At 68.3% G+C, this 21,830-nt stretch carries 23 protein-coding genes; 14 read left to right on the top strand and 9 right to left on the bottom strand.

What is annotated here, in order from left to right; all coding sequences use genetic code 11:
* Nucleotides 1–16: 16 nt before the first annotated feature.
* Nucleotides 17–850: a tRNA (adenine-N1)-methyltransferase gene (locus tag NNI01S_RS05415; protein WP_040867339.1), complete on the top strand. Its 834-nt coding sequence runs from the start codon at nucleotides 17–19 to the stop codon at nucleotides 848–850.
* 33 nt (nucleotides 851–883) lie between these two features.
* On the opposite strand, the gene NNI01S_RS05420 is transcribed toward NNI01S_RS05415, so the two are convergent.
* Nucleotides 884–1,405 carry a WKL family lipoprotein gene (locus NNI01S_RS05420; protein ID WP_063018055.1) on the bottom strand — a complete coding sequence of 174 codons (522 nt, stop codon included), beginning with the start codon at nucleotides 1,403–1,405 and terminating at the stop codon, nucleotides 884–886.
* A gap of 179 nt (nucleotides 1,406–1,584) precedes the next feature.
* Between NNI01S_RS05420 and arc the strand changes: the two genes are divergently transcribed.
* Entirely contained in the window at nucleotides 1,585–3,345 is a 1,761-nt protein-coding gene (arc, locus tag NNI01S_RS05425; protein WP_063018057.1) for a proteasome ATPase, read from the top strand.
* A gap of 82 nt (nucleotides 3,346–3,427) precedes the next feature.
* Here arc and NNI01S_RS05430 read toward each other — a convergent pair whose 3' ends face one another.
* Nucleotides 3,428–4,438, bottom strand: a complete 1,011-nt coding sequence (locus NNI01S_RS05430; RefSeq protein WP_063018059.1) for an RNA polymerase subunit sigma-70 — start codon at nucleotides 4,436–4,438, stop codon at nucleotides 3,428–3,430.
* 104 nt (nucleotides 4,439–4,542) lie between these two features.
* On the opposite strand from NNI01S_RS05430, the gene NNI01S_RS05435 reads away from it, so the two are divergent.
* The 3 genes from NNI01S_RS05435 to NNI01S_RS05445 are packed head-to-tail and all read left to right on the top strand — an operon-like array spanning nucleotide 4,543 to nucleotide 7,095.
* On the top strand, nucleotides 4,543–4,920 hold the full coding sequence (locus tag NNI01S_RS05435; RefSeq protein ID WP_063018061.1) for a nuclear transport factor 2 family protein: 378 nt from the start codon (nucleotides 4,543–4,545) through the stop codon (nucleotides 4,918–4,920).
* 23 nt (nucleotides 4,921–4,943) lie between these two features.
* Nucleotides 4,944–5,579, top strand: coding sequence for a TetR/AcrR family transcriptional regulator (locus NNI01S_RS05440; RefSeq protein WP_063018063.1), 636 nt, complete (start codon nucleotides 4,944–4,946; stop codon nucleotides 5,577–5,579).
* The gene (locus NNI01S_RS05445; protein WP_063018065.1) at nucleotides 5,572–7,095 is read left to right on the top strand and encodes a glycosyltransferase family 39 protein; all 1,524 of its coding nucleotides are present in this window, start codon (nucleotides 5,572–5,574) and stop codon (nucleotides 7,093–7,095) included. Before NNI01S_RS05440 ends, NNI01S_RS05445 begins: the two co-directional genes overlap by 8 nt.
* 10 nt (nucleotides 7,096–7,105) lie before the next feature.
* On the opposite strand, the gene NNI01S_RS05450 is transcribed toward NNI01S_RS05445, so the two are convergent.
* The gene (locus NNI01S_RS05450; protein ID WP_063018067.1) at nucleotides 7,106–9,193 is read right to left on the bottom strand and encodes an acyltransferase family protein; all 2,088 of its coding nucleotides are present in this window, start codon (nucleotides 9,191–9,193) and stop codon (nucleotides 7,106–7,108) included.
* Nucleotides 9,194–9,418: 225 nt separating this feature from the next.
* Here NNI01S_RS05450 and NNI01S_RS05455 point away from each other — a divergent pair, with 225 nt between their 5' ends.
* Nucleotides 9,419–9,901, top strand: a complete 483-nt coding sequence (locus NNI01S_RS05455; RefSeq protein WP_063018069.1) for a cation:proton antiporter regulatory subunit — start codon at nucleotides 9,419–9,421, stop codon at nucleotides 9,899–9,901.
* Between the two features lie 5 nt (nucleotides 9,902–9,906).
* Entirely contained in the window at nucleotides 9,907–11,088 is a 1,182-nt protein-coding gene (locus tag NNI01S_RS05460; RefSeq protein ID WP_063018071.1) for a cation:proton antiporter, read from the top strand.
* A gap of 41 nt (nucleotides 11,089–11,129) precedes the next feature.
* On the opposite strand, the gene NNI01S_RS05465 is transcribed toward NNI01S_RS05460, so the two are convergent.
* Nucleotides 11,130–11,843 carry a peptidylprolyl isomerase gene (locus NNI01S_RS05465; protein WP_245675981.1) on the bottom strand — a complete coding sequence of 238 codons (714 nt, stop codon included), beginning with the start codon at nucleotides 11,841–11,843 and terminating at the stop codon, nucleotides 11,130–11,132.
* Nucleotides 11,844–11,935: 92 nt separating this feature from the next.
* Here NNI01S_RS05465 and NNI01S_RS05470 point away from each other — a divergent pair, with 92 nt between their 5' ends.
* The 4 genes from NNI01S_RS05470 to NNI01S_RS05485 all read left to right on the top strand — a co-directional run bounded on the left by NNI01S_RS05470 (nucleotide 11,936) and on the right by NNI01S_RS05485 (nucleotide 15,581).
* A complete protein-coding gene (locus tag NNI01S_RS05470) occupies nucleotides 11,936–12,139 on the top strand; it encodes a hypothetical protein (protein WP_063018073.1) in 204 nt (67 codons plus the stop codon).
* A 111-nt stretch (nucleotides 12,140–12,250) separates the two neighbouring features.
* Nucleotides 12,251–13,087 (top strand): nitrilase-related carbon-nitrogen hydrolase, encoded by an 837-nt coding sequence (locus NNI01S_RS05475; protein WP_174554367.1) that lies wholly within the window; start codon nucleotides 12,251–12,253, stop codon nucleotides 13,085–13,087.
* A 17-nt stretch (nucleotides 13,088–13,104) separates the two neighbouring features.
* Nucleotides 13,105–14,526, top strand: coding sequence for a dihydropyrimidinase (hydA, locus tag NNI01S_RS05480; RefSeq protein ID WP_063018075.1), 1,422 nt, complete (start codon nucleotides 13,105–13,107; stop codon nucleotides 14,524–14,526).
* 35 nt (nucleotides 14,527–14,561) lie between these two features.
* Nucleotides 14,562–15,581, top strand: a complete 1,020-nt coding sequence (locus NNI01S_RS05485; protein ID WP_063018078.1) for a TIGR03842 family LLM class F420-dependent oxidoreductase — start codon at nucleotides 14,562–14,564, stop codon at nucleotides 15,579–15,581.
* A gap of 68 nt (nucleotides 15,582–15,649) precedes the next feature.
* On the opposite strand, the gene NNI01S_RS05490 is transcribed toward NNI01S_RS05485, so the two are convergent.
* From NNI01S_RS05490 to NNI01S_RS05505, 4 genes are read right to left on the bottom strand one after another with little or no spacing between them, the layout of a single operon-like run.
* Nucleotides 15,650–16,045 carry a hypothetical protein gene (locus NNI01S_RS05490; RefSeq protein WP_063018080.1) on the bottom strand — a complete coding sequence of 132 codons (396 nt, stop codon included), beginning with the start codon at nucleotides 16,043–16,045 and terminating at the stop codon, nucleotides 15,650–15,652.
* Nucleotides 16,026–17,162: a 2Fe-2S iron-sulfur cluster-binding protein gene (locus tag NNI01S_RS05495; RefSeq protein ID WP_218019160.1), complete on the bottom strand. Its 1,137-nt coding sequence runs from the start codon at nucleotides 17,160–17,162 to the stop codon at nucleotides 16,026–16,028. The genes NNI01S_RS05490 and NNI01S_RS05495 overlap by 20 nt, the downstream gene beginning before the upstream one ends.
* Nucleotides 17,163–17,177: 15 nt before the next feature.
* Nucleotides 17,178–18,665, bottom strand: a complete 1,488-nt coding sequence (locus tag NNI01S_RS05500) for a phytoene desaturase family protein (protein ID WP_063018082.1) — start codon at nucleotides 18,663–18,665, stop codon at nucleotides 17,178–17,180.
* Nucleotides 18,662–19,078 (bottom strand): nuclear transport factor 2 family protein, encoded by a 417-nt coding sequence (locus NNI01S_RS05505; RefSeq protein ID WP_063018084.1) that lies wholly within the window; start codon nucleotides 19,076–19,078, stop codon nucleotides 18,662–18,664. Before NNI01S_RS05505 ends, NNI01S_RS05500 begins: the two co-directional genes overlap by 4 nt.
* 119 nt (nucleotides 19,079–19,197) lie before the next feature.
* On the opposite strand from NNI01S_RS05505, the gene NNI01S_RS05510 reads away from it, so the two are divergent.
* Complete coding sequence (locus NNI01S_RS05510; protein ID WP_063018086.1) at nucleotides 19,198–19,761, top strand: PadR family transcriptional regulator; 564 nt, start codon at nucleotides 19,198–19,200, stop codon at nucleotides 19,759–19,761.
* 242 nt (nucleotides 19,762–20,003) lie between these two features.
* Here the strand turns inward: NNI01S_RS05510 and NNI01S_RS05515 are convergent, their stop codons facing one another.
* Entirely contained in the window at nucleotides 20,004–20,366 is a 363-nt protein-coding gene (locus NNI01S_RS05515; RefSeq protein WP_063018088.1) for a MerR family transcriptional regulator, read from the bottom strand.
* Between the two features lie 498 nt (nucleotides 20,367–20,864).
* Here NNI01S_RS05515 and NNI01S_RS36470 point away from each other — a divergent pair, with 498 nt between their 5' ends.
* Both NNI01S_RS36470 and NNI01S_RS05525 read left to right on the top strand, forming a co-directional pair.
* The gene (locus tag NNI01S_RS36470; RefSeq protein WP_063018090.1) at nucleotides 20,865–21,152 is read left to right on the top strand and encodes a hypothetical protein; all 288 of its coding nucleotides are present in this window, start codon (nucleotides 20,865–20,867) and stop codon (nucleotides 21,150–21,152) included.
* Entirely contained in the window at nucleotides 21,100–21,684 is a 585-nt protein-coding gene (locus NNI01S_RS05525; RefSeq protein ID WP_157114599.1) for a hypothetical protein, read from the top strand. The genes NNI01S_RS36470 and NNI01S_RS05525 overlap by 53 nt, the downstream gene beginning before the upstream one ends.
* Nucleotides 21,685–21,830: the final 146 nt, after the last annotated feature.

Genomic DNA, 21,830 nt, shown 5'->3' on the forward strand with positions numbered 1-21,830 from the left:
AGCGGAACGGAGATTCATGACGGCCAGACGGACCGGGCCATTCACCATCGGTGACCGGGTGCAGCTGACCGATGCCAAAGGGCGCCTGTACACGGTGGTCTTGGAGCCGGGCAAGGAGTTCCACACCCACCGCGGCGGGATCAAGCACGACAGCCTGATCGGCGCCGACGAGGGCAGCGTGGTGCACTCCACCAACGGCACGCCGTACCTGGCGCTGCGTCCGCTCCTGATCGACTACGTGCTGTCCATGCCGCGCGGCGCCGCGGTGATCTACCCCAAGGACGCCGCGCAGATCGTGCACGAGGGTGACGTGTTCCCCGGCGCGCGCGTGCTCGAAGCCGGCGCGGGCTCCGGCGCGTTGACGTGCTCGCTGTTGCGGGCGGTCGGGCCGCAGGGCCAGGTGGTGTCCTACGAGATCCGCGCCGACCACGCCGAGCACGCGGTCCGCAATGTGGAGACGTTCTTCGGCGAGCGACCGGCGAATTGGTCGCTGACCGTCGGCGATGTGGCCGACTACACCGGGGAGCCGGTGGATCGCGCCGTGCTGGACATGCTCGCGCCGTGGGACGCGCTACCGGCCGTGTCCAAGGCGCTGGTGCCCGGCGGCGTGCTGATCGTCTACGTCGCCACCGTCACGCAGCTGTCGAAGGTGGTCGAAGCGCTGCGCGAGCAGGAGTGCTGGACCGAGCCGCGATCCTGGGAGTCGCTGGTGCGGCCCTGGCACGTCGTCGGCCTCGCGGTGCGGCCCGAACATCGCATGCAGGGCCACACCGCCTTCCTGGTCAGCGCCCGCAGGCTCGCCGAGGGCACCGTCACGCCCAAGCCGCAGCGCAGGCCGTCGAAGGGCTGAGCGCGCCGGGCGGGCGCCTGCGGCGTTCGGCGCTCAGGCCGGGACGCAGGGCGCCTGCGCGAAGCCGAGCAGCAGGCAGCCGCTGGCGTCCGACAGCTTCCAGGTGCCGTCGACGTTCTCCCAGGTCAGCGGCACGGCGGGGGCAGCGCCGTGCGGGGAGGTGATGGTCACCTGCGCGTTCGTGGTGTTGCCCTGGGTGGCGATGTCGGCGACGGTGAAGGTCAGTGTGTAGCCCTGCAGGCCCTTGTTCATCTGGTCGATGTTGGCGGTGCGCTGCTCACCGTTGACGATCAGCGCGGCCTTCTGCGCGGTGGGTACATTCGGATCGGCGAGCTTGCCCAGCATCGCCTGCAAGCTGTCGGCGGTCGGCGCGCCGGTCGCATGGTCGCCGTGCGCGTGGGTACCCGACGCTGCGGCGCTGGTGGTGGCCGAGGTCGCCGCGCTCGTGGTGGCGGAGTCGTCGTCGGAACCGCACGCCGCGAGTGCGCCGGTGATGGCCACCGCCGCCGCGGCGGTGGCCAGGGAAACACGCAGGGTTCTCGCGGGAAGGAGCATGGTCGGCAACCTTTCGGCTCAGGCGGCGAGCGGGCTCGCCAGGGTTGGGTTAGGGCAGGCTAACATGGTGGTCCGGCCGCCGATCGCGGCCCAGATGTGATCACCACGAAACCATGTCGGAAAGCGAGAACGGGTCGCGCCCGGTAGCGTTGATAGACCGGGACTGGGAGGAGCAGCACATGAGCCCCATCGAGAATTCGGATTCGGCGGCCTGGAGAGAGCTCGAGGCGGTACGCGCCGAGGCGGCTGCACTCCGAAGGCAACTCGCCGACTCGCCAGATCGCACACGGGAATTGGAAGCCCGCATCGATTCGCTGACCATTCGCAACACGAAGCTGATGGACACCCTCAAGGAAGCGCGCCAGCAGCTGGTCGCGTTGCGTGAGGAGGTCGATCGGCTGGGTCAGCCGCCGAGCGGATACGGCATCCTGATCGGTGTGTACGACGATCAGACGGTCGACGTGTTCACTTCGGGTCGCAAGATGCGGTTGACGTGTTCACCGAACATCGAGACCTCGACGCTCGAGTACGGCCAGACCGTCCGCCTCAACGAGGCGCTCACGGTCGTCGAGGCCGGGCACTACGACGCGGTCGGCGAGATCGGCACACTCCGGGAGATCCTCGACGACGGCCGTCGCGCCCTGGTCGTCGGCCATGCCGACGAGGAGCGCGTGGTGTGGCTGGCCGGCCCGCTGGCGAAGGTCGCCGAGATGGACGACCTGGACGATCCTGATTCCCCCATCCGCAAGCTGCGGCCGGGTGACTCTCTCCTGGTCGACTCGAAGGCCGGTTTCGCCTTCGAGCGCATCCCCAAGGCCGAGGTCGAGGACCTCGTCCTGGAAGAGGTGCCCGACGTCGACTACAGCGATATCGGCGGTCTCGGCAGGCAGATCGAGCAGATCCGCGACGCGGTGGAGCTGCCCTTCCTGCACAAGGACCTGTTCCGCGAGTACGCGCTGCGCCCGCCGAAGGGCGTGCTGCTCTACGGTCCGCCCGGCTGTGGCAAGACGCTCATCGCGAAGGCGGTGGCCAACTCGCTGGCCAAGAAGATCGCCGAGGCGCGTGGTGAGGATGCCAAGGAAGCCAAGTCGTTCTTCCTGAACATCAAGGGTCCCGAGCTGCTCAACAAGTTCGTGGGCGAGACCGAGCGCCATATCCGGATCATCTTCCAGCGGGCGCGTGAGAAGGCATCCGAGGGCACGCCGGTGATCGTGTTCTTCGACGAGATGGACTCCATCTTCCGCACCCGCGGCTCGGGCGTCTCCTCGGACGTGGAGACCACGGTGGTGCCCCAGCTGCTGTCGGAGATCGATGGCGTCGAGGGCTTGGAGAACGTCATCGTGATCGGCGCCTCCAACCGTGAGGACATGATCGATCCGGCGATCCTGCGGCCGGGCCGCTTGGACGTGAAGATCAAGATCGAGCGTCCCGACGCGGAGTCGGCGCAGGACATCTTCTCGAAGTACCTCACCGAGGACCTGCCGCTGCACGACGACGATCTGGCCGAATTCGGTGGCGACAAGGTGTTGTGCATCAACGCCATGATCGAACGCGTCGTCGACCGGATGTACGCCGAGAGCGAGGACAACCGCTTCCTGGAGGTCACCTATGCCAACGGTGACAAGGAGGTCCTGTACTTCAAGGACTTCAACTCCGGCGCCATGATCCAGAACATCGTGGACCGCTCCAAGAAGTACGCCATCAAGGCGGTGCTCGACACCGGCAACCCCGGTCTGCGCATCCAGCATCTCTACGATTCGATCGTGGACGAGTTCTCCGAGAACGAGGACCTGCCCAACACCACGAATCCGGATGACTGGGCACGCATCTCGGGCAAGAAGGGCGAGCGGATCGTGTACATCCGTACGCTGGTCACCGGCAAGAACGCCAGTGCCAGCCGCGCCATCGACACCGAGTCGAACACCGGTCAGTACCTGTAAGGGGTTGCGCCGGACCACGAAGGGCCGCGTCTCTCCGGAGGCGCGGCCCTTCGCTGTTCGTGCCAGAGCGCAGTCGTGCCGGTCACGTCGGCGGCGGTCCGGCCGGCAGGCGATCGGGCAGGCCGAACCGCGGATAGAGAGCGTCGAGGTGGAAGCGGGTGATCCGGCCGATGCGGTTGCCCGTGGGGGTGAGCACGATCAGGCCGGCCGGAGTCGCGACCGGTCGCGGTGCGTCGTCGAGGTATGCGCCGAACGCGGGCAGGCCGTTGGCACCCGTCGCCACCAGGTGCACACGGCGCTCGCCGCGGCAGGCGAACGAAGCGGACAGGAATTCCGCGATCGCGCCCGGCCCGTGATACTCGTGCGGCGCGGGTGGCATCGAAAGCCACGCGTCGTCGGTGAGCAGCGCGATCACGCCGTCGACGTCGCCGGAGAGGTATGCCGCGGCGAAGCGGCGTGCGAGATCGCGTTCGTCGGGGGCAGCCCGGCGCGGAATTGTTCGACCTCGATGCCGGTCGAGCGACGCCCGCGCGCGTTGCAGCTGTCCCTTGACCACGGTAGGCGTGACGTCGAGGAGGTCGGCCACCTCGGCGACGGGGAAACCGAGAACGTCGCGCAGCACCAAGATCGCGGCTTGGCGCGGCGACAGTCGCTGTAACCCCATGACGAAGGCCAGTTCGACCGCTTCGGTGGCCGTGTAGCGAGCCTCCGGACCGGGCGCGGGATCGGCGATGTCCAGCTTGCTGTCGGGGTATGGCTGCAACCAGCGCACCTCATCGCGGCGGGTGGGTTCGGGCGGCGAGAACGGTGGCACCGGCTCGGGCGGCATTCGGCGACGGGCGTCGCGCAGCGTGTTGAGGCACCGATTGGTGGCGATGCGGTACAGCCACGAGCGCAGCGATGACCGCTGCTGGAACCCCGGCAGGCCGCGCCAAGCCGCCAGCAAGGTCTCTTGCACCATGTCCTCGGCGTCGGTCATCGAGCCGAGCAGACGGTAGCAGTGCAGTTCGAGTTCGCGCCGGTACGGGTCGGTGAGGATCCGAAATGCCGACTCGTCGCCCGCGCGTGCCCGCTCCAGAGTCGTCTGCTGCACGTCGTCGATGGTGCCAGTTCCTCGTCGGACGTTCCATCGGGCCGGTATCCGGTGTCACTACCTACGGCACGGCGAAGCGCCGATGCGCACCGGAAGGAGACACAATGTCGGACCCCATCGCTCTGCGGACCTCGCTGGCGTTCTATCGCGCCTGGACCGAACACGATTTCGACAACGCCATGACCTACGTCGCCGACGACATCGTCTGCGACGCACCGGCCGGGCGGATCGCGGGAGCCGCGGCGTTCCGCGATTTCCTCGAACCGTTCAGCCGGATCCTCACCGACTCGACCTTGCTCGCGTCGTTCGGTGACGAGCACACCGCGTTGCTGATGTACGACACCGTGACCATTCCGGTCGCGAACGCGCCCGGCGCGGAGTGGCACACGGTGGTCGACGGACGGATCACCTACGTCCGGATCATCTTCGACCGGGCGCCGTTCGACGCGGTCCGGGCCGCTGCGCGCGAGGCGGACCAGTAGGCCGATCGTGCTAAAATTTGGCCATGCGGCCAGAAATTGGTACGAGCGGCCAACGCAAATCGTTCATCGAGGAGGTGCGGCGCAGGCAGATCATCGCCGCGGCGGTAGAGGTGATCTCCGACGTCGGGTACGCCAATGCCTCGCTGGCGCGGATCGCCGAGCATGCGGGCATCTCCAAGGGCGTCATCTCCTACCACTTCGCGGGCAAGGACGAGCTGATGACGCAGCTGGTGATCCAGCTGTACGTCTCGGCCGCGGAGTACATCGCGCCACGGGTGGGCGCGGCGGCAGGCGCGCGCGAGAGCCTGCTGGCCTATCTCACGGCGAATCTCGGCTTCATCGAAGCGAACACGACCTACGTGGCCGCGCTGGTAGAAGTGGTGACGAATTTGCGCGACGCGGAGGGCAGGCCGAAATTCGCTTCCGCCGACGGGGAGCGTGACATCATCGCGCCGCTGGTCGACATCATGACCGACGGGCAGCGCACCGGAGAGTTCGGCGAGTTCGATCCGCTGTTGATGGCCAAGTCGATCCGTGACGCCATCGACGGTGCGGCCGGACGCGCCGTACGCGAGCCGGATTTCGCGATGGACGCCTACTCGGCGCATCTGTGCAGGGTGTTCGACACGGCGACGCGGAAGGCGGGGGAGCATGACTGAAGTGCTGAATCTCCCACGGCGACAGGCGGATCCCGGTGAACCGCTGCCGCCGTTCGCCTTCGGCGGAGTCGGCGCTGTGGCGGCGCTCGGCACGCTGGCGCTGTTGGCTTCGGTCGGGCGGTATGGATTCTTCGGCGATGAGCTGTATTTCGTCGCCGCGGGCCGCAGGCTCGCGGTCAGCTATGCCGACCAGGGGCCCTTGCTGCCCGCGATCGCCCGGACGATGGATCTGCTCGCCCCGGATTCTCTTACGGCGCTGCGCCTTCCGGCCGTGTTCGCCACCGTGGCAGCGGTGGTGGTCACCGCCCAGATCGCCAGGGAGTTCGGGGGCGGCCGCGCGGCGCAGGTGCTGGCCGCGGCCGCCTACGCCACCTCGCCGTTCCTGCTGGTACAGGGCGATCAACTGGCCACCAACACGATCGACACGGCGCTGTGGGTGGTGGTGAGCTGGCTGGTGGTCCGTTGGGTCCGCACCCGCCACGACGGCCTACTGGTCGCCGCGGCATCGGTCACCGCGGTCGACCTGCAGGTCAAGTGGCTGATTCCATTCTTCTGGATCGCACTCGCGATCGGGGTGGCGCTCTACGGACCGCGTGAGCTGCTGCGCCGTCCCGCGCTGTGGTGTGGCGCCGTCGTCGTCGTGCTGACCACGGCGCCGAGCCTGATGTGGCAGGCGGCGCACGGGTGGCCGCAGCTGCGTCTGGGTGGGACGGTCGCCGCGGAGCAGGCCACGATCGGCGGTCGCTACGCCTGGCTGCCGCTGGCCCTCGCCGCCGCAGGTCTGATCGGCGGCCTACTGCTGGTCTACGGGATGTGGACGCTGCTGCGGGCGGAGTCCTGGCGGCCCTATCGTTTCCTCGGCCTGCTGCCCATAGTGCTGAGCGTGGTATTCATCGCGACGAACGGCCGTCCGTACTACGCGGCGGGCTGCTACGGAGTGCTGATCGCGGCGGGGGCGGTGCGGTGGATCGAGAACCGGCGCCGCGCGCGCACGATCGTCACCGTGCCGTTGCTCGCACTGTCCGTCGCCCTGGTGGTGTTCTCCCTTCCACTGCGAGCGGAGAGCGATGTCGAACCGGTCGACACGCAAGCCCAGGCGGGTCTGGAAATCGCGCTCTACGGACGATTCGGCTGGTCGGAACTCGCAGCCGGGACTGCGGCGGCCTACCGCGCGCTGCCCGAGCCGGAACGGTCGTCGGCCGTGGTGATCGCTGATTCGTATTGGCAGGCAAGCGCTTTGGACATCGATCGCGCTGCGTTCGGCTTGCCCGCCGTCTACAGCCCGAATCGGGGCTTCGGTTACTTCGGTACCCCGCCGGACACGGCCACGACGGTGCTGTGGGTGGGCGGCACCGAGGCCGACGTGCGCGCGCACTGTGCCGAGGTCACCGCTGCGGGGCAGGCCGACGCCCGGCTCGGGTATCCCGGTGTCACCAGGGACGTCACCATCTGGCGCTGTGCGCGACCGCGTGCGCCGTGGTCGCGCGCCTGGCCGGACATGTTGCGGCTGAACTGATCGCCGCGGTTCACCACCAGCCGAGGATCGGCGACAACTGCCTGCCGAGTTCCGGTGCGAGCGATCGCGAATAGCTGGCGGTGAGGTGGTGCTCGTCGTGGTAGATGAGGACGTTGCCCTCCACGGCCGCGCACACGTCGCGTTCGCACAGCGCATCCGACAGGTCCAGCGGGAACACATTGGGGAACCCGGCGGCGAACTCCAGCGCCGGGTTGACCTGGTTCAGCGCGTCCGCGCGCGGCATTCCGCAGCTGATCCGGTCGCCCTGCTGGGCAAGGCAATCGATGGCCCGGTACCGCACGCCGTCGCGGCGCAGCCATGGCGTGTCGCGGATGGCGAGCACGTTGAGGCCGCGGTCGGCCAGCCGGGTCCAGACGTCCAGATAGTCGGCCGGGGTCTCGTCACCCGCGCCGTCGCGCGGGCGGGTCGCGGTGGTGAAGACCCACTCGGGGCGTTCGACGCCTAGGCGGTCGATCACCTCCACGGACCAGTCGCGGCAATCCGGGTTGGCCTCGCCCTTGTAGATCGGTTCCGCCGCCACGGTCAGCGGGCAGCCCATCTTCAAATAGACCTCGACCCGGAAGGCGTGCTCGCGGGCGAGCAGATCGAGGGCGGGCACCCAGTGTTCGGCATGCGAACTGCCCACCACCGCGACAGTGCGGTCCGCTCCGGCGTCCCCGTAGGTGCAGGTGACGATGTCGCGGGTGTCCCAGTCCGCGATGCAGCCGTCGCGCGAGGGGTAGGCGGCGTCCGCGGGCGCTTCGTACACCGACGGGCGCATCGCGGCCTCGGGCGTGCCCACACCACTGACCAGCGCCTCAGCGCCCGGATAGCGCACCGAGTCCAGCGACGCCACCGCCCGGGGCGGATTCGCTCTGGTGACCACCTGCTCGCCCACCGACACCGCGAGCACCGCGACGCCGAGCACCGCGACCAGCCGGCCGGTGTAGAGGGCGCGGGCGGGTGCCTCCGGAGCCGGACGGCCGGATCGCATCCGCAGCGGATCCTCGATGAAACGGTTCGTCACATGGGCTAGCACCAGCGACGCCGCGATGACGCCCAGGCCGACGCCGAGCCCGGCGGTCGCGGCGCCGGTGCGCGCCAGCACGAAGATCAGGATCGGCCAATGCCACAGGTACAGCGCGTAGGACAGTTCACCGAGACGCACCGCGGCCGGTGCGCCGAGCAGCCGATTGGGCAGGGGTTGCCGGTCGGCGGGCAGGCCGGAGCCGGAGACGATCAGCGCCAGCGCGGCGCCGACCGGCACCAGCGCCGCCGGTCCGGGAAACCGGTCGGCGCCGTCGATCCACCACCCGCAGGTGAGCACCGCGACCGCGCCGAGGACGGCCGCCGCGACCCGCAGCGCGCGCGGCGGGGACAGCCAGGGCGCGGCGACCGCCAGCAGCGCTCCGGCCAGCAGCTCCCAGGCGCGGGCGAAACTGTCGTAGTAATTCCAGCCCTGGTGCACCGCGGCGCCGTGCGCGGCGTAGAGGAAAGAGGCCGTCACTCCCACGGCGAGCGCGATCGCCAAGACGGGACGCAGCGCCGCCGGGCGGGCGAAACGCCGGCACAGCGCCGCCGCCGCCGCCACGGCGAGCAACGCGAAGACGTAGAACTGGGTCTGCACCGCCATCGACCACAGGTGCTGGAGCGGGCTCACCGACGGATCGGCGGCCAGGTAGTCCGACCAGGACAGCGCCAGGTACCAATTCTGGTAGTACAGCAGCGAAGCCAGCGTCTGCGCCGCCATTTCGTCCCACTGGGTGAACGGGCGCAGCAGCACGGTGGCCGCTACCACGGCGGCCAGGAGCGTCACCAGAGCGGGGAGCAGTCTGCGCGCCAGCCTGCGCGCGGTGTGCGCGAGGCGGATCGCGCCGGTGGATTCCGCGCCGCGCAGCAGCGAGCCGGTGAAGAAGAAGCCGGACAGCACCAGGAACACGTCCACGCCGCCGGACACCCGGCCGAACCAGATGTGGAACGCCACGACCAGTGCTATCGCCACGCCACGCAGGCCGTCCAGGTCATGCCGATACGCTCCGGCCGCCCGCGGCGGGGCCGCCGCGGGCGCGACCGCACTCGGCGCGAGGAATCGATGCACCGCTCGGGCGACTGTCACCGGACGCGCAGGGCGCGGTCGCTGCGGCAACGGATGGCAACGGCTGGGCGGCAGGGCGATGTACGGGACACGTCATCTCTCTTACCACGCGCGGTGAATCCCGGTCCAACTCACAGAGCGGCGATGTAGTGCGGAAACGGCTGACTGATCCGGACAATTCGGTCACCTGCCCGCCGGGCGTCGTCCGTGGGTCGTTAGGGTGGAGTCGTGAACGTTGAGGTGACACCCCTGCCGGGTATCGGTGTGCGTAAGGACTTTCCGCTGACCAACAGCCGCCGCCGGATCGGCGTAATCGACCACCGCGACGGCACGATGGACCTCATCGTGAGCAAACCGGACAACCCCGACGAGACCGAACAGATACCGCTGACCGGCAAGGAGGCGGCCGTCCTGGCCAGCTTGCTCGGTGCGCCCCAACTGGTCGAACAACTCCGCGAGGAGCATCGGGCGTTCACCGGATTGACCACCCGGCAGCTGTCCATTCCGGACCGGTCCCGCTTCGACGGGCGCACGCTGGGCGAGACCCAGATGCGCACCAGGACGAAAGCGTCCATCGTCGCAGTGGTGCGCAGCGGACAGCCGATTCCCTCGCCGGGGCCGGACTTCACCTTCACCGCCGGTGACGTGCTCGTCATCGTCGGCACCGCGGAGGGCCTCGAGGCCGCCGCCAAGATCCTGTCAGACGGCTGAGCGGCATGGTGGCACACGAGACCGCGCTCGCGCTGATCCAGCTGGGCGCGGTATTTTTCGGCCTCGGCCTGCTCGGACGGATCGCCGCACGCATCGGCATGTCGCCCATCCCGCTGTACCTGATCGGCGGGCTGGTCTTCGGCACCGGCGGCCTGGTCGAGTTGCGGCAGGTGGACGATTTCATCCACCTCGCCAGCGAAATCGGCGTCGTCCTGCTGCTGTTGCTGCTCGGCCTGGAGTACAGCGCGCCGGAACTGGTCACGGGCATGCGCCGATCGTGGGCCGCGGGTGTGGTGGACCTCGTACTCAACGCGACGCCGGGCGTGCTCGTTGCGCTCGGGCTCGGCTGGGGTTTCACCGGCGCCATCGCCATGGCCGGGGTCACCTACATCTCGTCCTCGGGCATCGTCGCGAAGGTACTCAACGATCTGGGCAGGCTCGGCAACCGCGAAACGCCGGTGGTCCTGTCCATCCTGGTGTTCGAGGACCTGGTGATGGCCGGATATCTGCCGGTGCTCACCGCGGTGCTGGCCGGTGTCGGCTTCCTCGCCGGGTTGAAGACGCTGGCCATCGCTTTGGTCGCGGTCACCGTCGTGCTGATCGTCGCGCTGCGCTACGGCCGCTATGTCTCGGCGATCGTCGACAGCGCCGACCGCGAGATCTTCCTGTTGAAGCTGCTCGGCTCCGCCCTGCTGGTGGCGGGCGCGGCCTCCGCGGTACAAGTGTCAGCGGCGGTCGGCGCGTTCCTGCTCGGCATCGCGATCTCGGATTCGACCGCGCACAACGCGACCAAGCTCCTGGAGCCGCTGCGCGATCTGTTCGCGGCGCTGTTCTTCGTGCTCTTCGGATTGAGCACCGATCCGGCGAGCATCCCGCCGGTGCTGGGGTGGGCGTGCCTGCTGGCGCTCGTCACCACGGCCAGCAAGATCGCCACCGGATGGTGGGCGGCCAAGCGGGCCGGTGCGGGCCGCTTGGGCCGGGCGCGCGCGGGCACGGCCCTGGTCGCCCACGGCGAGTTCTCGATCGTCATCGCGGGACTCGCCGTCGCCGCGGGCGCGGTCCCCGCGGAATTCGCCGCGCTGGCCACCACCTACGTGCTGCTGATGGCGGTGCTCGGCCCGATCGCCAGCCGGTTCGTCGAACCGGTGATGACGCTGCTGCTGCGCCGCCGCGCCGGGGTGTCCTGAGTCCGCGGGGCGATGCGGCATCGCACCGCCCCCGCGACGATTCAGTTGCGGCCGGTCGAGACGGAATCGAGCACGACCTCGGCGGCAGGCTCGCCGTCGGACGAGCCGTCCTTGACGCCCGCGGCGGCAATCGACGTCAGCACGTCCATGCCCGCGGTGACCCGTCCGAACGGGGTGTAGCTCGGCGGCAGCGGCGCATCGCGGTAGACCACGAAGAACTGGCTGCCGTTGGTGCCGGGGCCTGCGTTCGCCATCGCGATCGTGCCCGCCGGGTAGGTCGCATCCGCCAGGTTCTCGTCGGGGAAGCGGTAGCCGGGCCCACCCATGCCGGTCGCGGTCGGGTCGCCGCACTGCAGCACGTAGATGCCCTCGGTGGTGATCCGGTGGCACTTGGTGTGGTCGAAGTACTGTTCCCCGGCCAGGAATACGAACGAGTTGACCGTGCGCGGCGCGCGGGCCGCGTCCAAGGCGATGGTGACGGTGCCGCAATTGGTGGCCAGCGTCGCCGTGTACCCGGCGTTGGCGTCGATGGTCATGCCGGGTTCGGCGGTCCATTGCTTGCCGTTCGGCTGACCGGCGGCCGGCGCGCCACAACCGGTGGGTGCCGGCGCCGCCGAGACGACCCCCGCCGCGGACGCCACCAGCGTCACGCCGACGGCGAGGACCCCGAGGATCCGCAGCGATCGCCACGGTACGCCCCGGCGCCCCGCGCGCCGGCCGTTGACGAGTTCTCGCGCTTGCACTTCGCTGCTCACCGCTGAAAATCTCCTTCACTCGGGGTTGCGCACCGGACGATGCAGCGCGAATCATTCCATCTCGCCCGATTCGGTGGGGGAGTACGGCCCGATTGCCCGCCGCGGCTCGCTCCGGCCTGGCCCGGCTCTTCGACGGTGCGGACGAATCCCACACCGATGCCGCACGGACCGTCGGCGCCCTCTATCAGGTCCTGCTCGCCGGCGTCGCGGCGCAGTACCTGATCGACCCGGACAAGGCTCCGAATGGTCACCACCTGGCCGACGGCCTCCGCCGGATCGCCGTGAAAGCGACCTGATCGTCGTCGTCACCGTGATGTCGAGTGTGCCCCGTGCGTCGATCGGCTACGAAAACGTTTCCGAAATCTCGTCGCACGACAGAATTTGTTCCCGGTGACGTATAACGAAGCATGGGAATCGTTCGAGCGGCGCTGGTCCAAACGAACTGGACCGGCGATAAAGAGTCGATGCTGCAGGCGCACGAAGCCTACGCGCGCCGGGCCGCCGCGGAGGGGGCCGCGGTGATCTGTTTCCAAGAGCTGTTCTACGGGCCCTATTTCTGCCAGCGGCAGGACACGGAGTTCTACGGCTACGCCGAACCCGTCCCGGGGCCGACGACGGAGCGGTTCGCCGCGCTGGCGAAGGAATTGCGCCTGGTGATGGTTCTGCCCGTGTACGAGCAGGAACGGCCGGGTCTGCTGTACAACACCGCCGCGGTGCTCGACGCCGACGGCAGTTATCTCGGCAAGTACCGCAAACACCATCTGCCGCACGTGCACGGTTTCTGGGAGAAGTTCTATTTCCGGCCGGGCAACCTCGGCTGGCCGGTGTTCGACACGGCGGTCGGCAAGGTCGGCGTATACATCTGCTACGACCGGCACTTCCCGGAGGGCTGGCGCGCGCTGGCGCTCGCCGGGGCGGAGATCGTGTTCAATCCGTCGGCCACGTCGCGGGGTCTGTCCGGCTACCTATGGAAACTGGAGCAGCCCGCGGCCGCGGTGGCCAACGAGTATTTCATCGGCGCCATCAACCGGGTCGGTGTCGAAGAATACGGCGACGACGACTTCTACGGCACCAGCTACTTCGTCGACCCCGAAGGCCAGTTCGTCGGCGAAGTCGCCTCCGACACCGGTCCCGAGCTGGTCGTCCGCGATCTGAACATGGACTTGATCAAGGTGGTGCGCGACCGCTGGGCCTTCTATCGCGATCGCCGTCCCGACGCCTACGGGCCGTTGGTGGCCCCCTGAGGACGGGGAGAACGACAGTGGCGCGGACTTTCATCCATGGCGGCACGGTCGTGTCCGCCACCGGATCGCAGCAGCTCGACGTGCTCGTCGAGGGCGAAACCATCGTCGCCGTCCTCCAGCCGGGCTCCGCCGCGCTGGGTGCGGACCTGGCCGCCTCCGCCGACCGGGTGTTCGACGCGACCGGCAGATACGTGATCCCCGGCGGCGTGGACGGTCACACGCACATGCAGATGCCCTTCGGCGGGACCGAAGCCTCCGACACCTTCGAGACCGGCACCCGCGCGGCCGCGTGGGGCGGCACCACCACCATCGTCGACTTCGTCGTCCAGCGCCCGGGGGAGCGGGTGCAGGACACCTTGGCCACCTGGCATGCGAAGGCCGCCGGGCAGTGCGCGATCGACTATGGGTTCCATCAGATCATCGGCGCGGTCGACGACGAATCCCTGAAGGCCATGAGCGAATTGGTGGCCGAGGGTGTCACCAGCTTCAAACTCTTCATGGCCTATCCCGGTGTCTTCTACTCCACCGACGGGCAGATCCTGCGGGCCATGCAGTCCGCGGCGGATCTGGGAGCGCTGCTGATGATGCACGCGGAGAACGGGATCGCCATCGATGTGCTGGTCGAGCAGGCGCTCGCGCGGGGGGAGACCGCGCCGTATTTCCACGGCACGACCAGACCGTGGCAGCTGGAGGAGGAGGCCACCCATCGCGCGATCATGCTGGCCGAGCTGACCGGTGTGCCGCTGTACATCGTGCACGTGTCGGCCAAGCAGGCGCTGGCCCGGATCGCCGCCGCCCGTGACGCCGGACGTAACGTCTTCGGCGAGACCTGTCCCCAGTACCTCTACCTCTCGCTCGAAGACCAGCTGGGCGCACCGGGTTTCGAGGGCGCGAAATGGGTGTGCTCGACGCCGTTGCGGGCGAGGGCCGAAGGACATCAGGACGAGCTGTGGCGCTATCTGCGCACCGGCGACGTCACGACGGTCGGGACCGACCACTGCCCGTTCTGCATGAAGGACCAGAAGGAACTGGGGCTCGGCGACTTCAGCAAGATCCCCAACGGCATCGGCGGGGTCGAACACCGGATGGATCTGATCTACCAGGGCGTCCGGTCCGGCCGCATCCCGCTGGAGCGCTGGGTCGACGCGTGCTGCACCACCCCGGCCCGGATGTTCGGCATGTACCCGCGCAAAGGGGTGATCAGCCCGGGAGCGGACGCCGACATCGTCATCTACGACCCCGCCGGCCATACCAGCATCGGCCTCCGCAAGACCCATCACATGAACATGGACTACTCGGCCTACGAAGGATTCGAGATCGACGGGCACGTCGACACGGTGCTGTCCCGGGGCCGGGTGATCGTCGACGACGGCGGCTATCTCGGTCACGCCGGCCACGGCCGGTTCGTCAAGCGTGAACTCTCGCAGAACCTGCTCTGACGACGCATCTCGATCCTCGGAACGGAGAGTGCCGCATGGACATCGGTCTGGTGCTGCAGTGCACGCCCCCGGCCGCGCGGGTTATCGAACTCGCCAGGCTCGCGGAGACCTACGGGTTCTCGCACGTCTGGACTTTCGACTCGCACCTGCTCTGGCAGGAGCCCTACGTCATCTACAGCCAGATTTTGGCCGCCACCCGCAAGGTGATGGTCGGTCCGATGGTGACCAACCCGGCCACCCGGGACTGGACGGTGACCGCCTCGGCCTTCGCCACGCTCAACGAGATGTTCGGCAACCGGACGCTGTGCGGGATCGGCCGCGGCGACTCGGCGGTTCGCACGCAGGGCGGGAAGCCCGCCACCCTGGCTACGCTGCGGCAAGCGGTGGAGGTGATCCGAGAGCTGGGCAACGGGCGCAGCGCGCGGGTAGACGACGCCGTGGTCAGACTGCCGTGGGCGGCCGGCTCGCGGCTGGAGGTATGGGTGGCGGGCTACGGTCCCCGCGCGCTCGACTTGACCGGCGCGGTGGCGGACGGGTTCATCCTGCAACTGGCCGACCCGGATATCACCGCGTGGACAATCGCGCGGGTGCGTGCCGCGGCCGAACGCGCGGGCCGTGACCCGGCAGGCGTCCGGATCTGTGTCGCCGCACCCGCCTACGTCACAGACGGGACGGACGCGGCGCTGGCGCACGCACGGCAGCAGTGCCGCTGGTTCGGCGCGATGGTCGGCAACCACGTGGCGGAGATCGTCGCGAAATACGGTGCGACCAGCGATATTCCGACTGCTCTCACCGACTACATCGAAGGCAGGCAGGGCTACGACTACAACCAGCACGGACGTGCGGGCAACGTCCACGCCGAATTCGTGCCCGACGCCATCATCGACCGGTTCTGCCTGCTGGGCACGCCCGACGACCAGTTGATCCGCCTACGCGAGCTGGCGGGGCTCGGCGTCGACCAATTCGCCGTCTACCTCCAGCACGACGCGAAGATCTCGACCCTGGAGGCGTACGGTGAATCAGTGCTGCCTCGTCTCGCTCCCCTGACCGCGTGACGCCTTCCGGATGCCAGGAGCCGCCGGGCCGAGGGCGTAGATAGACGCGGCCGGTTGCGTGCCGAGGATCATCTCGCCCAGTGCCCAGTGCCCAGTGCCCAGTGCCCAGTGCCCAGTGCCCAGTGCCCAGTGCGCGGGACCGGTGTGCCGCCCAATTCGGTGGGTACGCTGATCTTCTCCCAGACCAGTCCACGTAGCGCCTGGTAGGAATGCTCGAACTCCGGCGGAGTCACGGTGTGGGGGCCGGGGCCGAAGATCGGAAGGTGACGGTCGGCGTCGGCGAACGACGCGCCGAGCGGCCCTTCGGCCACCTGTCGCATGTTGTCGAGCATGGTCCGCACCGACTCGGTGTCGAGGTCGCCGAACGCGCCGCTGTCGAGCAGCGCATCGAAACCGAGCATTTCGAATTCGAGGTCGCGGACGGTGGCCGGTGGTGGCCCGAGCTCACAGGTCGAGCTCCACATCGCTGATCGGGTAGGCCACACACGAGTGCGTGTAGCCGAAGCGTGCGTCCGACAGCCGCGGTTTGGCTTCCTCGGCGGTGTGCACCTCGCCCGCGAGAACGCGGACCCGGCACAGGCTGCATTCGCCGGAGCGGCAAGCGGTCTCGGGCCGGATGCCGTTGTCCTCCAACGCGTCCAGCAGTGGCCGGTTGCGTGGGGTGCGGAAGGAGCTGCTGCCGACGGTGACGGTGACTTCGGTTGCCGGGTCGACTCCGGTCGGCCAGTGCGGTTGCGTGGTCGGGTCGCTGGGGGCGCCGTTGGCTTCGAAGCGGATGCGTTTGCGCGGGTGGCCCAGAGTGGTGAGCTGATCGAGGGCGTAGGGGTAGAGCGCTTGCGGGCCGCACACGTAGACCATGCGGCCGTCGAGCTTGCCGAGCAGTGTCGTCAGGGTATCGGCGGTGAGGTAGCCGGTTGCCCCGGTCCAGTCGGGGGCGGGTTCGGTGATGACGTGGTCGACGCGGATGCCCGGGTGTGTGCGGGCGATGTCGTCGAGTTCGTCGCGGAAGATGATGTCACCGGCGTCGCGGGAGCCGTAGACGAGGTGGAAGGTGCGGTCCAAGCCCAGGTCGGCGATCTCGCGGATCATGCTCATCGCGGGCGCGACGCCGGAGCCGCCGGCCAGAAACCCCAGGTCGTCGCCGTGGAAGAGGGGGTTGTGGTGGAAGGTGCCCATCGGGCCGGTGGTGGTGATCACCTGCCCGATCTCGACGGTGTCGATGAGCAGGTTGCTCACTCGGCCGCTGGGAACGCGACGCACGGTGAGGTCGTAGTGGTCGCGGCGGGTGGGCGGTGAGGAGATCGCGTAGGGGCGGCTGGTGCCGTCGAGGAAGACGGTGACGTACTGACCGGCCAGGAACGGCGGTAGCTCGGCCCGGTCGAGCCCCTTCATCCGGAAGGTCTTGGTGGTGGCGGTCTCCTCGATGATCTCGGTGACGACCAGTTGCAGCCGTTTGGGGTGGTAGGTGTCGACGGTGGCGCGGGTCTCGGTGAGGTGGTCGCGAGTGTCGGGGATGCGGGTGTCGATCTCGGCGAGGATCTCGGCCGCGCCATCGAATTGTGCTGCGAGAGGGTGTTTCATCATCATGCTCCGAGTTCAGGCGGCTTTGGCGCGCAGTAGGCGGCGGGCGACGCGCGCGCCCGCTTCGAGGGTGGGCTGAAAGCCGCCGATCCCGGCCCAGGAACCGGCCAGATGCAATCCGGGAACGTGGGTTCGGCGTTCGCTGTTGCGGAACAGCCAGCCCTCGGTGGCGTCCTGGTCGTAGCCGTAGATCGCGCCGCCGGGATGCCCGAGATACCGCATCATCGTCAAAGGCGTTGCGACATCGACTTCTTCGATGGCGTCACGGATGCCGGGGGTGACGGTCTCGCACAGGTCGAGCAGTGTCTCGGCGTAGGCGAACTTGGTGCGCGTGTACTCCGACGGGGAGACGTCGCGCCAGATGTCGGCGTACTGCAGCGTCATCAGGCTCACGTGGGTGGCCCCGGCGGGGGCGAAGCCGATGGGCGCGACATCGTAGGAGCTGACACAGATTCCGCGCGCGGGCTCGAACGATTTCCACGCCCGATAGGTGTGATCGTCGTCGGTGTCGCGGTTGACGAAGGTGGTGCTGGTGGTGAACCCGAGCTCGGCTGGGGTGGCGTCCAGGCCCATGTGCAGCACGAACCCGGACACGCCGATGCGCCTGGTGGACAGATCGTCTCGCACCGCTGCGGGCACGTCGATACCTTCGAGCATGCCGTAGGTGGTCGGCAGCGACGCATTGGACACCACGTCGAGCGCGGTGACCTCGGTGCCGTCGTCCAGGCGCACCCCGAACGCGCGTCCGCCCGCGGTGAGGATGGCCTCGACGCCGGTGTTGAACCGCACCTCGCCGCCGGCTTCGAGGAAGGTGTCGAGGATGGCGGTGGACATGGCCTGCGAGCCGCCGCGCACATGCCAGGGCTTGAACTCGAAGTAGGCGAACAGCGTCAACGCCAGGTCCTGGAATCGCAGTTTCGACGGTGGCTGTCCGAGATAGGTCCAGTAGGTGCCGAGCGCGAGTTTGACGCGGTCGTCATCGAAGTACTCATCGAGTACGTCCTTCAACGGCCGCAGCCCGTAGCGGAACAGCACCGGGTCGATCTGCTCGACCGGCATGCCGCGCATCGCGGCGATCTGCCAGAACGTCACCTGCTTGATCAGCTCGAAGAACCGCAGGACCCGGTCCTTGTTGCCCGGCGCCTGCTCATCGAGTGCGGCGGCGGCGGCCTCCCAGTCCGCGGGCAGCGTGACGTCGAGCCGGCCGGGAACGACCGCCCGGTAGATGTCGTGCTCCTGCACGAACTCCAGCTTGTCGACGATCCCGAGCTGGGCGAAAAGCCCTTCCCGCAAGGAGATCGGCTGACCCTCGACCCCGACCCCGGACAGCTGGTGCAAGGCGACCTCGAACTCGAAACGCCCACGGCGGAACGAAGTTCCACAACCGCCGGGAATGTTGTGCCGCTCCAGCAGCAGCGTACGCACACCCGCGCGTTGCAGGGTGGCCGCGGCAGTGAGCCCGGCGTTGCCCGCGCCGATAACGATCGCGTCGTAGTCGCTCACGCCTGCGCCGCCTCACCCGCGAGCGCGGCGGTGGCTTCGGCCTTGATCTGCTCGAACTGCTCACCCATGCGCGCGGCCATTGCCTGGGCGGCCGAGAGCGGGCGCAGCATGACCATGAAGTCGTCGATCTTGCCATCGGCGTCGAAGTGCAGGAAGTCGCAGCCGGTCAGGGCTTTGCCGTCCACGGTCGCCTCGAACACGAAGGCGTGATCGCGCCCGCCTGCGTCGGCGATCTCGCGCACGTAGCGGAAGTCCTCGAAGACCCGGATCACCGCGCGCAGGATGGCCGCGGTGATCGCTTTGCCGGGGTACGGCTTGAACGCCACCGGACTGGTGAATACGACATCGTCGGCCAGCAGCGCCTCTAGCGCGGCCTCATCACGGGCCTCCACGGCTGCACGGAAGGGATGCATTCCCACCTCATAGTCAATTAGTTGATTAGGTGAATTGAACGGTATCGCGACGAGTTCTCGATGTCCATACCTCGTAGGTCAAAAAATTGACTATTCTCCGCGCGTGCTAAATTGTGCGTATGGCGCTTCGGAACGCGGTGTTGGCCGCTCTGCTCGGCGGCGAGGCATCCGGCTACGAGCTGGCCAAGAGCTTCGATGCCTCGGTGGCCAACTTCTGGATGGCGACCCCACAACAGCTGTACAAGGAGCTCGAACGCATGGCCGCCGACGGGCTCATCGAGACCCGGGTGGTCCAGCAGGAGCGCCGCCCCAACAAACGCCTGCACACCATCACGCCCGCCGGACGCGCCGCGCTGCACGAATTCATCGGCACATCGGCCAAACCCACCGCCATCCGCGACGAGATGATGGTGAAGGTCCAGGGCATGGACACCGAGGACGTGCCGGCGGTTCGCGCGTCGGTGGCCGAACGACTGGAGTGGTCGCGGGCGAAACTGGCCCGCTACGAGCGCCTGCGCACACGGTTGCTCGACGGTCGCAGTGAACAGGCGTACCTCGCCGAGGCCGACCGCATCGGCCCCTATCTGACCTTGCTGCGCGGAATCTCCTTCGAACAGGAGAACATTCGCTGGGCCGAATTCACCCTGGCGGCGATCGGCAAGCGCAGCGCCGCCCACATGTAGCGCTCGGCGTATCGCGGACTACGCGCTGCCGCCGAGACGTGCCAGGGTCCGGCGGCAGCGCCCACCGTCAGTGCATGATCTCCAGCGAAAGCGAGTCCTTGCGCAGGATCTGAACTCGATTCCGACTCCAGCAACCGGGCTCTGCTGGCCGAAAAACTCGCTTCTCGCTGGGTGTGGACTACGACGGCGGCGCTGAGACGGTGTGGGCCGAGCTCGGCGCCGGCCGCGGCGGCCGGTGCGGTTCAGCTGCCGGGTTTTGGTGGGTTTCGTCGGGAGAGTTCGGTGTTGAGTGCGCGGGCTTCGGCGAGCTGGTCTTCCAGCACGATGATCCGGCACGCCGCCTCCAACGGTGTGCCCGCATCGACCAGCGCGCGGGCGCGAGCGGCGATACGCAGCTGGTAGCGGGAGTAGCGGCGGTGCCCGCCCGCGGAGCGTTGCGGGGTCAGCAACTCGTTGGCGTCGAGGCCGCGCAGGAAGGCGGGGGTGACGCCGAGGATCTCCGCGGCCCTGCCCATGCTGTAGGCGGGGTAGTCCTCGTCATCCAGCCGCTCAGCAGCGCCGGATGCGTCGATAGGGTCGGTGGGGTCTGTATTCGGTTGCGGCACAACACCTCTGGATCAACTCGGGATCAACGTCGACAGGCCCCGGCGCGTCGGGCGCCGGGGCCTGGGATATCGAGGGGTTTTCACGTTTCCAGTCGACCACTGGGGCCGACGTCGGGGACCGCGCCCGGCAACAGTCCGGGACACGGAATCTGGGAAGAGCTGTTCAGTGACCACCTCCTGGATTGCCGGACGTGTCTGCGGTAGGTCCTCATCCCCTCCGGCGGCCCGGCCGACTGCACCGGGTTCTCTTCTCCGCCGGAGGGGATGGTCAATCTTGCTTCCGGTGCAGGTCACCTGCCCGGCCAACCAGACTTCTCATCTCCAACGACAAAGAATATACACCTATTACACCTGGATGTCTACACTCCGCACTACAGATTTTCTCCGTCCGGGGTATGTGTCTTTCCTCCCGGCGTCAGGTAGAAACCGGAGCGTGAACATTGCACACCCCGCCCGCCCGGCGCCGCCGATCGGTTCACGCTCGGGGCCGACCGCGCGGTGATCGAGCAGGCCAGGGGCCTGCTGATGCTGGTGGACGGCATCGGTGAGCAGCAAGCGTTTCGCATTGCTGCGGTCCTTCAGGCGTCGGGCATCGAGCACATGTGGCGGTGTTCTCGCGCGCTGCAGCCCCAGAGGATAGGGTCCCCACCCCCTGGCGGCGGCGGAAATCAGGCGACACACGGTGGGCGTGTCTGCCGGGGTGCGGGCAGGCGGGCTGCGAGCATGAGCGCCCATGTCCGGTGCGAAGAAGAAACCAGCCCGCCGCGCCAGGCGATCCGGCGGTGACGCGGCCTGGGGCTCCCCGCGCGGTGAGGCTTCGTGGGTCGCGGCGATGCGCGCGCACATCTGGCATCGCCGATATCCACCGTCCTCGGTGATGCAGGCGCTGGGCACACCCTGCGGTCACCCGGTGCCCGCGGCGGATATGCGGGCGTTCGCCGGGCTGGACATCATGATGCGGGTACGCGGCTGGTCTTTTCTCGGGGAATGCTCCGGCCCGGAAGTCCTCACCTGGATCTACGGACCCTCTGACGCCGGCGAAAGCTATCTCGACCGCGGCCTGGAACCGGTCACGACGATCGCGGCCACCCTCGACCGCTCGCTGCCGACCGACACCGTGCACGACTGCGAAGTCGAGGTCCTACTCGTCGGCACCCCCTACAGCCGAGCCCGCCTCACCGGCCTGACCGGCCTCACCCCCCACCTCGCACACATCGAGGCCCACCGCCCCGGCGACCCCATCGCCCTCCCGTTCCCCCTCGGCCGCGCCCGCGTCACCGACCGAGCCGACCAGCCTCTCATCGGTGCCGATCGATGATGCGGCAAGGGCGTGACCAGCGATAAAATCATCAACAGGTCGGGGAACCGCAGAAGATTCGATCTCGGAAGGAGATGAGATCGATGGGTACCTTCGGCCTTGATCTCGGTGGCCTCCACGCGTTCCTCAGATGGCTGGCCCTCACG

It is taken from the genome of Nocardia niwae NBRC 108934 = DSM 45340 (genome assembly GCF_001613465.1).
GTDB lineage: Bacteria > Actinomycetota > Actinomycetes > Mycobacteriales > Mycobacteriaceae > Nocardia > Nocardia niwae.

Excerpts from the sequence above, each read along its gene's own strand:
- NNI01S_RS05505 (WP_063018084.1), bottom strand. The coding sequence starts at position 19,078 with ATGCATCCCTTCCGTGCAGCCGTGGAGGCCCGTGATGAGGCCGCGCTA.
- NNI01S_RS05485 (WP_063018078.1), top strand. The coding sequence starts at position 14,562 with ATGGACATCGGTCTGGTGCTGCAGTGCACGCCCCCGGCCGCGCGGGTT.
- NNI01S_RS05510 (WP_063018086.1), top strand. The coding sequence starts at position 19,198 with ATGGCGCTTCGGAACGCGGTGTTGGCCGCTCTGCTCGGCGGCGAGGCA.
- NNI01S_RS05440 (WP_063018063.1), top strand. The coding sequence starts at position 4,944 with ATGCGGCCAGAAATTGGTACGAGCGGCCAACGCAAATCGTTCATCGAG.
- NNI01S_RS05525 (WP_157114599.1), top strand. The coding sequence starts at position 21,100 with ATGTCCGGTGCGAAGAAGAAACCAGCCCGCCGCGCCAGGCGATCCGGC.
- NNI01S_RS05415 (WP_040867339.1), top strand. The coding sequence starts at position 17 with ATGACGGCCAGACGGACCGGGCCATTCACCATCGGTGACCGGGTGCAG.
- NNI01S_RS05490 (WP_063018080.1), bottom strand. The coding sequence starts at position 16,045 with ATGTGGAGCTCGACCTGTGAGCTCGGGCCACCACCGGCCACCGTCCGC.
- NNI01S_RS05445 (WP_063018065.1), top strand. The coding sequence starts at position 5,572 with ATGACTGAAGTGCTGAATCTCCCACGGCGACAGGCGGATCCCGGTGAA.
- NNI01S_RS05460 (WP_063018071.1), top strand. The coding sequence starts at position 9,907 with ATGGTGGCACACGAGACCGCGCTCGCGCTGATCCAGCTGGGCGCGGTA.
- NNI01S_RS05475 (WP_174554367.1), top strand. The coding sequence starts at position 12,251 with ATGGGAATCGTTCGAGCGGCGCTGGTCCAAACGAACTGGACCGGCGAT.
- NNI01S_RS05420 (WP_063018055.1), bottom strand. The coding sequence starts at position 1,405 with ATGCTCCTTCCCGCGAGAACCCTGCGTGTTTCCCTGGCCACCGCCGCG.
- arc (WP_063018057.1), top strand. The coding sequence starts at position 1,585 with ATGAGCCCCATCGAGAATTCGGATTCGGCGGCCTGGAGAGAGCTCGAG.
- NNI01S_RS05495 (WP_218019160.1), bottom strand. The coding sequence starts at position 17,162 with ATGAAACACCCTCTCGCAGCACAATTCGATGGCGCGGCCGAGATCCTC.
- NNI01S_RS05435 (WP_063018061.1), top strand. The coding sequence starts at position 4,543 with ATGTCGGACCCCATCGCTCTGCGGACCTCGCTGGCGTTCTATCGCGCC.